The 12,158-nt window shown below is 38.8% G+C and carries 12 protein-coding genes; 5 read left to right on the forward strand and 7 right to left on the reverse strand.

Features of this window, described 5'->3' with window-relative positions; all coding sequences use genetic code 11:
- Nucleotides 1-20: 20 nt before the first annotated feature.
- The 6 genes from nqrF to ACZ5L8_RS10340 are packed head-to-tail and all read right to left on the reverse strand — an operon-like array spanning nucleotide 21 to nucleotide 6,049.
- Nucleotides 21-1,325 (reverse strand): NADH:ubiquinone reductase (Na(+)-transporting) subunit F, encoded by a 1,305-nt coding sequence (nqrF, locus tag ACZ5L8_RS10315; RefSeq protein WP_464437224.1) that lies wholly within the window; start codon nucleotides 1,323-1,325, stop codon nucleotides 21-23.
- 2 nt (nucleotides 1,326-1,327) lie between these two features.
- Entirely contained in the window at nucleotides 1,328-2,050 is a 723-nt protein-coding gene (nqrE, locus tag ACZ5L8_RS10320) for an NADH:ubiquinone reductase (Na(+)-transporting) subunit E (RefSeq protein WP_464437226.1), read from the reverse strand.
- Nucleotides 2,051-2,091: 41 nt separating this feature from the next.
- Nucleotides 2,092-2,739, reverse strand: a complete 648-nt coding sequence (locus ACZ5L8_RS10325; protein WP_462597404.1) for an NADH:ubiquinone reductase (Na(+)-transporting) subunit D — start codon at nucleotides 2,737-2,739, stop codon at nucleotides 2,092-2,094.
- 2 nt (nucleotides 2,740-2,741) lie between these two features.
- A complete protein-coding gene (locus ACZ5L8_RS10330) occupies nucleotides 2,742-3,476 on the reverse strand; it encodes a Na(+)-translocating NADH-quinone reductase subunit C (RefSeq protein ID WP_462597403.1) in 735 nt (244 codons plus the stop codon).
- 2 nt (nucleotides 3,477-3,478) lie between these two features.
- Complete coding sequence (locus ACZ5L8_RS10335; RefSeq protein WP_462597402.1) at nucleotides 3,479-4,690, reverse strand: NADH:ubiquinone reductase (Na(+)-transporting) subunit B; 1,212 nt, start codon at nucleotides 4,688-4,690, stop codon at nucleotides 3,479-3,481.
- A 6-nt stretch (nucleotides 4,691-4,696) separates the two neighbouring features.
- Nucleotides 4,697-6,049, reverse strand: coding sequence for a Na(+)-translocating NADH-quinone reductase subunit A (locus tag ACZ5L8_RS10340; protein WP_464437229.1), 1,353 nt, complete (start codon nucleotides 6,047-6,049; stop codon nucleotides 4,697-4,699).
- Between the two features lie 229 nt (nucleotides 6,050-6,278).
- Between ACZ5L8_RS10340 and ACZ5L8_RS10345 the strand changes: the two genes are divergently transcribed.
- From ACZ5L8_RS10345 to ACZ5L8_RS10365, 5 genes are all read left to right on the forward strand, one after another.
- Nucleotides 6,279-7,538 (forward strand): type IX secretion system plug protein, encoded by a 1,260-nt coding sequence (locus ACZ5L8_RS10345; protein ID WP_464437231.1) that lies wholly within the window; start codon nucleotides 6,279-6,281, stop codon nucleotides 7,536-7,538.
- A 32-nt stretch (nucleotides 7,539-7,570) separates the two neighbouring features.
- Nucleotides 7,571-8,800 (forward strand): DUF3667 domain-containing protein, encoded by a 1,230-nt coding sequence (locus ACZ5L8_RS10350; RefSeq protein WP_464437233.1) that lies wholly within the window; start codon nucleotides 7,571-7,573, stop codon nucleotides 8,798-8,800.
- Nucleotides 8,801-8,862: 62 nt separating this feature from the next.
- Nucleotides 8,863-9,249, forward strand: a complete 387-nt coding sequence (apaG, locus tag ACZ5L8_RS10355) for a Co2+/Mg2+ efflux protein ApaG (RefSeq protein WP_464437236.1) — start codon at nucleotides 8,863-8,865, stop codon at nucleotides 9,247-9,249.
- 128 nt (nucleotides 9,250-9,377) lie between these two features.
- The gene (gene pruA, locus ACZ5L8_RS10360) at nucleotides 9,378-11,003 is read left to right on the forward strand and encodes an L-glutamate gamma-semialdehyde dehydrogenase (protein WP_464437238.1); all 1,626 of its coding nucleotides are present in this window, start codon (nucleotides 9,378-9,380) and stop codon (nucleotides 11,001-11,003) included.
- 158 nt (nucleotides 11,004-11,161) lie between these two features.
- On the forward strand, nucleotides 11,162-11,437 hold the full coding sequence (locus ACZ5L8_RS10365) for a hypothetical protein (RefSeq protein ID WP_464437239.1): 276 nt from the start codon (nucleotides 11,162-11,164) through the stop codon (nucleotides 11,435-11,437).
- A gap of 20 nt (nucleotides 11,438-11,457) precedes the next feature.
- Here ACZ5L8_RS10365 and rsmG read toward each other — a convergent pair whose 3' ends face one another.
- Nucleotides 11,458-12,087 carry a 16S rRNA (guanine(527)-N(7))-methyltransferase RsmG gene (gene rsmG, locus ACZ5L8_RS10370; protein ID WP_462597395.1) on the reverse strand — a complete coding sequence of 210 codons (630 nt, stop codon included), beginning with the start codon at nucleotides 12,085-12,087 and terminating at the stop codon, nucleotides 11,458-11,460.
- Nucleotides 12,088-12,158 lie beyond the last annotated feature (71 nt).

Below are 12,158 nucleotides of genomic sequence, written 5' to 3' on the forward strand. Positions count from 1 at the left end.
CTTTCGCGGAAGCGATATTGTTATCCTCCAAAGTCATCAAAACGGATGTTCTCATCTGGGATACCAAAATCCTCACCCATTTTTTGTACTGCTTTGTTCATAAGCGGAGGTCCACAGAAATACAATTCGATTTCTTCTGGCTCATCATGCTTATTTAGATATTGATCGATCACTACCTGATGAATGAATCCTACGAAACCATCTCCAGGAGCATCAAGATCTTCTTTTACCTTCCAGTTGTCTTCTTCCATAGGCTCAGAAAGTGCCAAGAAGAATCTAAAGTTAGGGAACTCATCTTCTAATTGCTTGAAGTGATCAAGATAGAAAAGTTCGCGTTTAGAACGACCACCGTACCAATATGTAACTTTACGACCAGTTCTCAATGTTTTGAATAGGTGATATAAGTGAGAACGCATCGGCGCCATACCTGCACCACCACCTACGTAAAGCATTTCTGCCTCAGACTCGTTGATAAAGAACTCTCCATAAGGACCAGAGATAGTTACTTTATCACCTTTTTTACGGCTGAAAATGTAAGAAGATGCAACACCTGGATTAACACTCATCCATTGATTTTTAGCTCTATCCCATGGCGGAGTCGCGATACGCACGTTAAGCATGATCTCACGACCTTCTGCAGGGTAAGAAGCCATAGAGTATGCACGCTCTACAGTTTCATTATTTTTCATTACAAGTGGCCATAGACCAAACTTATCCCATTCTTGCTGAAACTTGTCTGGAGTTTCGTGCTCTTCTGGGTGAGCTGTAATGTCAATATCAGAATATTTGATCTCACATTTAGGGATCTCGATCTGGATATATCCACCAGCTTTGTAGTCCATATCCTCGGGGATCTCAACTACAAATTCTTTGATAAAAGATGCCACGTTATAGTTACGCACTACAGTAGCTTCCCATTTTTTGATACCAAAAACTTCTTCTGGGATCTGGATCTTCATATCCTGCTTCACTTTTACCTGACAAGCAAGACGTGCACCAGCAGCAAGCTCCTTACGAGTAAAGTGTGGAGTTTCTGTAGGTAGTGCTTCACCACCACCTTCGATAACGTGACATTCACACTGAATACAAGTACCACCACCACCACAAGCTGATGGTAAGAATACTTTTTTACCACCTAGTGTAGAAAGAAGAGATCCTCCTGAACCTACTTCAATTTCTTTCTCACCATTGATAGTGATCTTTACTGGGCCTGATGGCGAAAGTTTTTGTTTAGCAAAAAGCAATAATGCAACTAAAAGAATGACAAGTGCCAAGAAAGCTGCTACTGTTGCTACTATTACTCCTATTGTACTAGCTAAGAACATAATTATTCGTTTATTTCTTTAGTATTTTCTGCAATAGGTTCTGCAGGTTGTTCTTTAAGTTCATCTACTTGTGATACTTCAGCTTGCTCTTCAGCAGAATCATCATTATCACCAGTAAGCATACCACCAAAACTCATGAAACCAATTGCCATAAGACCAGTGATAATAAATGTAATACCCAGTCCTCTTAGTGGACCTGGCACATTGCTATAACGAATCTTTTCTCTAATCGCTGCAATAGCAAGAATCGCTAAGAACCAACCGATACCAGAACTGATACCATAGTTAAAAGCAAGACCTAAAGAAGCGATATCTCTAGATTGCATAAAAAGTGAACCTCCTAAGATCGCACAGTTTACTGCAATAAGTGGTAAGAAAATACCAAGACTATTATATAATGATGGTGAAAACTTCTCAACTACTAGCTCTACTAATTGTACCATTGTTGCAATGGTAGCAATGAATAGAATGAAAGACATGAAGCTAAGATCATAGTCAGCATATTCTGGGCCTAACCACTCAAGAGCTCCTTTGCGTAGCACGTAGTGATCAAGCAACCAGTTAATAGGTACAGTAACCGCAAGTACAAAGATTACTGCTGCGCCAAGACCTACAGCTGTAGATACTTTTTTAGAAACCGCAAGGTAAGAACACATCCCAAGGAATGTTGCAAATACCATGTTGTCTATAAATATTGACTTAAAAAATAATTCTAAATGTTCCATTGTATAATTGGAATTTACAATCGGTTACCCGATGTGATATTTTAATGTTCTTCGATCAGGGATTTGTTGCGACTACGCTGTACCCAGATAATGATCCCTAATACTATTAACGCCATAGGCGAAAGAAGCATAAAACCATTGTTCTCGTATCCTATAGCATAAAGACCAGTCTTAGCGATAGGGTCTCCTAACACTTGGAATCCTAATAATGTTCCTGAACCTAAAAGCTCACGAAAGAATCCAACGATCACCAAGATAATACCGTAACCTAAAGCGTTACCAATACCATCAAGGAAAGATTGCCAAGGACCATTACCTAACGCAAATGCCTCAAAACGCCCCATGATGATACAGTTTGTAATGATTAAACCAACGAAAACCGAAAGCTGCTTACTCAATTCATATTGAAATGCTTTCAAACATTGGTCAACGATAATTACAAGCGCAGCAACAACGATCAGTTGAACGATGATACGGATCTTTGGTGGGATTATATTTCGCATAAGCGAAATAACAACGTTACCAAGAGCAAGTACAAACAGTACTGAAACCGCCATCACGATAGATGCCTTTAACTGTGCTGTAATTGCAAGTGCTGAACATATACCTAATACCTGAATAGTAATAGGGTTGTTATCTGTAAGTGGGTCAAAAACGAGCCCCTGTTCTTTTTTAGATAATAAAGCCATAATTATATCTTTAAATCTTTAAGGTGAGGGACGTACAATTTAAGTGTGCTATTGATCATCGCAGTTACACCATTACCAGTAATGGTTGCTCCTGCAAGCGCATCAACTTCTCCGTCCTCTTTGTTCTCATTAAGAGGGTCGTTGTTACCTTTAGCAACTGTGATCCCTTGATATTTTGTACCCTGCATGATCTGCTCACCATTAAAGTCGTCCATAAAGAAACGCTCTTTAATATTAGCACCCAGACCAGGAGTTTCTCCTTTGTGGTCAAAATAAACTCCTTTTACTACATAGTCTTTATCTAAAGCCACAAAGCCCCAAATAGCATCCCATAGACCTTTACCGTACATTGGGACGATGTAATAATCTTCACCATCTTTTTCTCCTATGAAAACCGGAAGTTTTCTTTCAGCTTCGTCTTTTTTAAGCTCTTGCTTAAGATCGATAAGGTAAGCCTCAGGATCCTCAGTGATATTGTCACCTTGAATGATGTATTGAGTTTTTATGTATTGTCCAAATTCAGCCTCAACCTCATTAGTAGGTATAAACTCTACCGCACCGCCATCAACGTCGTTATTAACGCCCATAGCATAAAGGATGTTCTGTTGTTTTTCAAACTTTTCGTTGATTTCGATCTTTGGTCTAAGTGAAGCTGCAACAAATGCAAGCAATGCACCCACAACCAGTACCATCACAACTGCAAAGATTACCGTGTAACTATTCTTTTCGGTATTCATTACTAAGCCGTTTTAAGTTTTAATCTTTTCATTCTTCTCTTCACGTTTGCTCTTACCACGTAGTGGTCAATTGTAGGAGCAAATACGTTCATCAATAGTATCGCAAGGAAAACACCTTCTGGATATGCAGGGTTAAACACTCTGATCATTACAGAAATGAAACCAATAAAGAAACCATACCAGTATTTACCCACATTAGTTTGTGAACCGGTAACAGGATCTGTTGCCATGTACACAATACCAAAAGCAAGACCCCCAATGATAAGATGTTGCCAAAATGGGAACTCCATCAATCCGTAGAACTTACTTCCTTCTCCGATCCATCCTGCGTCTACGACACCGTTAAAGATCAAGCCCATTGCAAGAGCACCTACTACAGCGCTCACCATAATTCTCCAGCTAGCGATCTTAGTGTAGATTAAAAATAATCCACCTAGAAGAATCAATAACGTTGAAGTCTCACCTACAGAACCTGGTATAAAGCCTACAAACATATCTGAGATTGAATAACTCATATCTCCAGACTGCGCAAGCGTACCTAAGATAGTTTCTCCAGAAATAGCATCAGGCTGACCCGCCTTTTCTACTGCTCCGTGAACCCAAACTTTATCACCACTCATCCATGTAGGATAAGCGAAGAAAAGAAAAGCACGAATAGTAAGTGCAGGGTTAAGAATATTCATCCCTGTACCACCAAAAACTTCTTTACCGATAACTACACCAAAAACAACCGCTACCGCAAGCATCCAAAGTGGGATGTCAATTGGCACGATCAATGGCACTAGCATACCAGTTACAAGGTATCCTTCTTCAACTTCGTGACCTTTAATAACCGCGAAGATAAATTCAACAAGAAGACCCACACCATAAGAAACGATCACTAGTGGCAATACTGTTATCGCTCCCAGCGAAAAGTTCTCCCATGTGAAAAAGTTTCCAAAAAGATCTGGAGTTCTTGCAATACCATTAGCAGCATCAATAGCTGCATAATGCTGATAACCCGCATTGAAAATACCCCAAACCAAAACTGGCAGCAACGCCATGATCACGGTATTCATCGTACGCTTAAGATCATCTACCGCACGAATGTGACTACCACTATGCGTAACTTCATTAGGGGTGTAAAGAAAAGTGTGCAACGCGTTAAACGCCGGCGCCATTTTCTTGCCCTTATACTGTTCCTTAATGGAATCTAATTTTTGCTTTAATCCCATATCTAATTATCCTATTTCTTTTTGCATCAAGTCTAACCCCTTGCGAATAATCGCCTGGTGAGGTTGTTTTGAAACACATATAAATTCAGTGAGTGCAAAATCTTCAGGCGCCACTTCATACATACCCATTTGCTCCATGCTATCAAGGTCCTCAACCATACAAGATTTAAGGATTTGCATCGGGTAAATATCTAAAGGAAAAACTTCCTCATAAGCTCCCGTAAGAACAAAAGCTCTGTGTTCACCGTTAGTATTTGTATCTAGATCGTATTTCTTATTTGGGAACAACCAAGAGAACGTCAATGCTCTGGTCTTTGAAACCTTGTTAAACACTGGCTTGTTCCAACCGAAGAATTCGTAATCATTACCTTCTGGGATCACAACAAACTCCTTATGATAATAACCTAAGTTACCATCAGGAGCAACCGTGTCACCAGTAAGCACATTACCAGAAATCATTCTTACATTATCACCTTCCACACCTGCATCATAAGCAAAAGTAGAAACCTCAGCTCCTATTCTTGTTTTATAATACTTAGGTTTCTTTACAGATGACCCAGAAACAGATATTATGCGCTCAGGATTAAATTTCCCCGTAAGGAAAAGATCACCAATGATCACAAGATCTTCTGCAGCTATCGTCCAGAAAACCTCACCCTTATTAATAGGTCTAATTTTGTTGATCTGCGTACCCACATTACCACTAGGGTGTGGTCCAGAAACCGTGTGAAGTGTAATATCGCTTATACCGCTAAACACACTATCAGCTCCTTTTTCTACAGAAACGTGAACGCCACCTTCTGTAAATTTACCCAGAGCTGTAAGCGCTGCCTGCAGCGAAGCTTCTTTACCTTTTAAGGTAAAATTACTATCTGGAGCAAGAGGTGCACTGTTGTGACCAGATACAAAAATAGCGTCCGGAGCGACATCATTCTCAGCGATGATATCATAGGGACGCTGTTTTATGAAAGGCCATGCACCGCCTAGAAGCAACCTCTCTTTTATGGCTTCTGCACTTGCGGTTGCCACATCAAGAGCTCCGTGATCTACCGCTTCATCAGTGCCATCTGCCTCAATGATGATGTGTGTGATCACACGTTTAGCACCTCTTTTGATCTCAGCAAGTGTACCACTTACAGGAGATACAAATTTAAGGTTCTGATCTTCCCTTGAATAAAAAATAGGTTGTCCTGTCTTTACCTGTGCGCCTTCCTTAACTGCCATCTTAGGAGTAATAAGATGAAAATCCGAAGGTTTGATCGTGTAAGTCCTCGACTTGGGAGCATCAGCTATGACTTTCTCAGCTTCTCCAACCAAATTAATGTCAAGACCTTTTTTGATCTTAATGTCTTTTGACATAGGAAAATTATGTTAATGTTTTTGCCCTCCCCCGACAAAGAATCGGGTTTTTGAGGTGCGCAAATTTACAAATTTTACCTGCTTAAGCCATACGAGAAAAGGATAAAATTGTTAAACCAGTAAGATTAGGTTATGCAAACGTTATAGCTAGTAAATTTACCCCGTATTTTCGGTGTATTTTACACAGGCACAATATTTGAATTACCTTTGATAAATCTCAAAATTACACATGAAAAACTTTATCGTTTGTTTTCTTTTTTTGCTCACAGCAAAAAGTTCTCTCGCGCAAGTAGCTAAAGAAATTTCGGCGCCAGCCTACATAAAAACAGTACAGTTTAAAGGAAATACAGATCAAAGTCAGTTACCGCTCATAAAATTAGGCGAAACCCTACGACTGAGTTTTGACGATATCATTGGTGACGAAACTGATTATTATTATAAAATCCAACATTATAATTACGACTGGACTCCTTCGGCTTTAGCCAAAACAGAATACATGGAAGGTTTTGATGGTGTTCGCATTTTTGACTACACAAATTCTGTAAGCACTTTGCAGATCTACACGCATTATGAACTTGCGATTCCAAACAAAAACACAAGAGCACTGCAAAAAAGCGGCAATTACATGCTCATTATTTACAACAACGCCGATGAAGTGATCTTTTCACGAAAGTTTATGGTATACGACTCGCAAGTTGCTGTAGGTGTTGAAATTTTAAGATCACGAGATCTAAAATTTGTAGATCATAAACAAACGGTAAACTTTAGAGTAGATGGCGGCGAAGATCCGTTGATCAATCCTGATCAGAATATAAAACCCGTCATTATACAGAATAATGACCTTAAGACTGCGATAAGAAATTTTAAACCACAATACACCATAGGCAACGTGCTAGAATATCGCTACGACACAGAAACTTCATTTTTTGCTGGTAATGAGTTTTTGTTTTTTGATAATAAGGATGTGCGTGTGAGCAACAACTCCATTCAATATATTGAGTTGATAAATTTGTACCACAACTATCTTTATGTAATCCCTACGCGAGCAAATCTAGAATACACTTACAATCCAGACATTAATGGTAATTATGTGGTGCGATCGCTTCAGGGCGATGCAAATTATAATTCTGAATATGTTTGGGTACATTTTGGGCTTGACCATAAAAAACTGCCTGCCGGCGAAGAAATTTATGTGTACGGCAATTTCAATAATTTTGAAATTGACGATGCGGTAAAGATGATTTACAACGAAGAAAATCAAATCTACGAACTACCGCTTCTTCTTAAACAAGGTTTTTACAACTACCGATATGTCGTGGCAAAAAATGGCGTGCGACTACCCAACAACCCGATAAGTGGCGATTTCTGGCAAACAGAAAATGAATACGACGTCCTTATATATTATAGAAGACCCGGCGGAAGGTTTGATGAACTCATAGGAGCTGGTAATGCGCTAAGTACAAACATTAGCAATGTGAGACGTAATTGATCTAAATTCAAAAATCGTTTTATATTTAGGCTGTGGAAGAAAAAAAGGAAACCAGCCTTATTAAAAATGGTCGCAAATCTTTGCGATATCGCGGCGTACAATGTCTTAACTGCGGCCACCCGCTAGAAATTAGCGATCGCTACTGCTCATATTGCGGTCAATTAAACTCTGTAAAAAGACTCTCGCTTAAAGATTTTTTTGGAGAATTTCTCAATAGCATCATCACTTACGATAGTCGTTTTAGATACACTATTAAAGACATTATTCTTAAGCCCGGCACGATCACGCGCAATTATGTAGACGGCAAACGGTTGAAGTATGCAAATCCTTTCAGGTTCTTTTTAAGCATCAGCATTTTGTATTTCTTAGTCGCAAATTTGATCTCGTATTTTGAACCCAACACCACATCAAACAGCTTTAAAAACTTACGCCCGTTTACCACAGACAATATCGAGAAAGCGCTAGGTTATAAAAAAGTAGAAGACTCAATTGACCTGGATTATGCTTTCATTCAGGATAATGAATATTTTGAGTACGAATCAGAAGAAAAGGTTGACACACTCTCCTATCTAGGCGGTCTTAAAAGTAAATTCAATCTCTTTAGTTCCTTTTATTACGCATCAGAGATCACAGATCCAGATGAAGCGCTAGACAGTTTAAGATACAGCCACACACCCATGAATAGATGGATGTATCAGCGCAACGCAGTTTTTGAAAGAATCGATAAAAACCCCGGGATGTTCATTAACTATGTTGCTAAACAATTACCGTTTTTCATCTTCTTTCTCACACCGTTTTTAGCACTATTCTTTCTCCTTATATATTTTAAGAGGCGGCCTTACGGCGAAATAAAATCTGCCATAAAAAATAACAGCAACAAATACTGGCAAAAGATCATGGCAACACCAGTTTTAAGTCAGATCACATTGCACTCTATCGCCGTGCCGTATAAGTTTTTCAAAGTACGAAGACCTGTGAATTACATGGAACACATGATCTTCATATTCCACATATTCACCTTTTTATTTCTTGGTCTGTTCTTGCTTTTACTGCCAGATTTTCTTCTAGGAGATGATTACTTGGTAACGATATTTCTAAGCGCTATTTGCCCGTTTTATTTCTACAAAGCCATCAGAAACTTCTACAAAGAAAGCCGGAAAAGAACCATTTTTAAATTCATCACCATTCATATCATATTTGCAATTATCGCTTCAGGATTAGGCGCATGCTTCTTGATGTTCACAGCGGTATCTTATGGATAGGTTAAATAAGTGTAGTTAGTACGGTTTTTTTAGTACTTTTAGCTTAAAAGCTTCCCTACAAGATGATATCTCAGGTTACAAACGGCATAAAGGTTTCAGTAAAAACCAATTACGAAGGCACGTTTTATCAAGACCTTGTTTTAAAATATGCCTTTTCTTACAAGATAACTATTGCAAACAATAGTAAACACACCGTGCAATTACAAAGACGCCGCTGGAATATCTTTGACTCTTTAAATGAAACAGAAGTCGTAAAAGGCGAAGGTGTTATAGGTGAAACTCCAATAATCTTTCCCGGCGATTCGCACACATACACTTCGGGCTGTGCTTTAAATGCTCCTTATGGCTCAATGAATGGTCATTACACCATGACAGACCTTAACACAGGACAAAGACTCAAGGTTTTAATTCCCACTTTTAATTTAATCGCGCCCTTCGGTTCTAACTAGAGAATTACCGATTAATCACAGCGCAATCCTTTTCATGAAAATGCTATAAAAAGCTGCTATGCGTTCCATACAGTTTTTCGTACATTGCTTTGCGTATTTTATAATAAGAACAAGTAACAAAATTAACTATGGGAAAAGGATTTTTTGATGTACCTGTTGCTATCAATGAGCCTGTTATGGACTACGCGCCAGGCAGCGCTGAACGCGAAGAGGTATTAAAAGCCTATGACGATTTATACAACAGCAAAGTAAATGTTCCTCTTTATATTAATGGTAAAGATGTAGAAACAGGTAATACTCGCACTATGTCTCCTCCTCATGAGCATGCGCACATCTTAGGAGAATATCATCTTGCTGAGAAATCTCACGTAGAAGAATCTATCGCGGGATCTCTAGAAGCTAGAAAAACATGGTCTAAAATGTCATGGGAACAAAGAGCTGCAATTTTCTTAAAAGCTGCAGAACTTATACAAGGACCTTACCGCGCGAAGATCAACGCAGCAACTATGCTTGCACAGTCTAAGACAATCTATCAAGCAGAAATCGATTCGGCTTGTGAGTTAATAGACTTCTTGCGTTTTAATGTGCAGTACATGTCTGAGATCTACATGAACCAGCCAGAGAGTAGCTCTGCTGCTTGGAACCGTGTAGAATATCGCCCATTAGAAGGATTTATTTATGCGGTAACTCCGTTTAACTTTACTGCGATCGCTGGTAACCTTCCGGCTTCAGCAGCACTTATGGGTAATGTTGTTGTTTGGAAACCTAGTGACAGCCAGGTATATTCTGCTAAAGTAGTGATGGATGTTTTCCGCGAAGCAGGAATGCCAGCTGGTGTAATTAATATGGTAATGGGTGATCCAGAAATGATCACAGATACTGTATTAGCAAGTCCAGATTTTTCTGGAATTCACTTTACAGGCTCAACGCATGTTTTTAAAGATATCTGGGCGAAGATCGGCCAGAATATCCACAGCTATAAAACATACCCTAGAATCGTAGGTGAAACTGGTGGTAAAGATTTTATCCTTGCACACCCTACAGCAAATGCTAAACAAGTTGCAACTGCAATTTCTCGTGGCGCATTTGAATTCCAAGGTCAAAAATGTAGCGCAGCAAGCCGTGTTTACTTACCTAAGTCACTTTGGGAAGATGTAAAGAATTATGTTGTGGAAGATGTAGAGTCTTTTAAAATGGGTTCTCCACAAGACATGAGCAACTTTATCACTGCTGTGATCCATGAAGGATCTTTTGACAAACTTGCAAAATACATTGACGAAGCAAAAGCTGATGACAGCGTAGAAGTTGTTGTGGGTGGAAATTATGATAAATCAGAAGGTTACTTTATTGAGCCAACTGTTTTACTAACTACAGATCCACAGTACACAACAATGCATACAGAACTTTTCGGCCCAGTTGTGACCATCTATCTTTATGAAGATGACAAATGGGAAGAAACGCTGGAGCTTGTAGACAACACTAGCGATTATGCACTTACAGGAGCTGTTATAGGTAAAGACCGCGCAGCTTTAGCGCAAGCTACAGACGCATTGCAAAACTCTGCTGGTAACTTCTATATCAACGATAAACCTACGGGTGCGGTTGTTGGTCAGCAGCCATTTGGTGGAGCAAGAGCTTCAGGAACTAACGACAAAGCAGGTAGCTCACTTAACCTTTTAAGATGGGTTTCTCCTAGATTGATCAAGGAGACATTTGTAACTCCTACAGATTATAGATATCCTTTTTTGGGTTAAACCCAAAATAAATCTAATACAAAAACCACATATTCAACTATGTGGTTTTTATTTGTTTATACGTTTAATGTAAATTTAATGTTATCTAAATGTAAATTAATTATTACATAAATGATATAGATATTGTACTTTTGTACTGATCACAAAAATGAAGGAAGATGAATGATGAGAATAAAATGTATTTACTTAAGATGAAATATTCTGTGATTGACGTCACAAAGGATAAAGACAGTCGAAAAGTAACACGCAAAAAAGAAAAGCTGTATCTGGTAAAAAATCCTGATGCGGTAGAAGAAAAACTAGCAGAGCTTGAAGAATCTCTACTGGAAGTAAGCAATGACACTTCTGAAGGTTTTATTACAAAAGTGTCGAACCATTTGAGAAAATTTGGTTCACTATGTAACTCTACTTACTTTAGAATGCTAAGAACATAATATAAAGGTTGGCCACGCGGTCAACCTTTATATTTTAATGGTAAATACACCACCTTTTTAGTTTCAAAAAAGTCCTCCTCATAAAAATCTGAAAGCGCATAGATCTTAGCGCTTTGAAACTTCTGCAACTCTTCTTCCAGATCGCCTCCTTTAAGATAAAGAATCCCGTTGCGCATTTCATGCTCACTTTTTTTAGCGATCTTACCTTTTATCCATCTTGTAAAAGTTTCCATGTGGGCTACGGCACGACTCACGATAAAGTCATATTGACCGTCAACATTCTCTACACGATCATTTGTAGCTTTTACATTCTCTAGACCTAGACCTTCTACAACTTCTTCTACTACTTTGATCTTTTTACCTATACTATCTACCAGATGAAAATCTACTTCAGGAAATAGTATCGCCAGCGGAATTCCTGGAAAACCTCCGCCGGTTCCTACGTCAAGAACCTTTGAACCTGGTTTAAAAGACTGCACTTTGGCGATTCCTAGCGAGTGTAAAACATGACGCAAATAGATCTCGTCAATATCCTTACGAGACACTACATTGATCTTTAAATTCCAGTCTTTGTAGAGTTCGCTTAGCTTCTCAAATTGAGCAATTTGTTTCGCCGTAAGGCCATCAAAATATTTTAAGATAATCTCCATTAGCTATTTTTGGGGCAACAAAATTAATCTTTATCGCGTTAATTCGGTAAAATCTATACCTCCTTAGCAAA

The organism is Leeuwenhoekiella obamensis (assembly GCF_055391795.1).

What these genes read in the sequence shown, in the direction of transcription:
- ACZ5L8_RS10340 (WP_464437229.1), bottom strand. Translation starts at nt 6,049, where the DNA reads ATGTCAAAAGACATTAAGATCAAAAAAGGTCTTGACATTAATTTGGTT.
- ACZ5L8_RS10325 (WP_462597404.1), bottom strand. Translation starts at nt 2,739, where the DNA reads ATGGCTTTATTATCTAAAAAAGAACAGGGGCTCGTTTTTGACCCACTT.
- nqrF (WP_464437224.1), bottom strand. Translation starts at nt 1,325, where the DNA reads ATGTTCTTAGCTAGTACAATAGGAGTAATAGTAGCAACAGTAGCAGCT.
- rsmG (WP_462597395.1), bottom strand. Translation starts at nt 12,087, where the DNA reads ATGGAGATTATCTTAAAATATTTTGATGGCCTTACGGCGAAACAAATT.
- pruA (WP_464437238.1), top strand. Translation starts at nt 9,378, where the DNA reads ATGGGAAAAGGATTTTTTGATGTACCTGTTGCTATCAATGAGCCTGTT.
- ACZ5L8_RS10330 (WP_462597403.1), bottom strand. Translation starts at nt 3,476, where the DNA reads ATGAATACCGAAAAGAATAGTTACACGGTAATCTTTGCAGTTGTGATG.
- ACZ5L8_RS10365 (WP_464437239.1), top strand. Translation starts at nt 11,162, where the DNA reads ATGAATGATGAGAATAAAATGTATTTACTTAAGATGAAATATTCTGTG.
- apaG (WP_464437236.1), top strand. Translation starts at nt 8,863, where the DNA reads ATGATATCTCAGGTTACAAACGGCATAAAGGTTTCAGTAAAAACCAAT.
- nqrE (WP_464437226.1), bottom strand. Translation starts at nt 2,050, where the DNA reads ATGGAACATTTAGAATTATTTTTTAAGTCAATATTTATAGACAACATG.
- ACZ5L8_RS10335 (WP_462597402.1), bottom strand. Translation starts at nt 4,690, where the DNA reads ATGGGATTAAAGCAAAAATTAGATTCCATTAAGGAACAGTATAAGGGC.
- ACZ5L8_RS10345 (WP_464437231.1), top strand. Translation starts at nt 6,279, where the DNA reads ATGAAAAACTTTATCGTTTGTTTTCTTTTTTTGCTCACAGCAAAAAGT.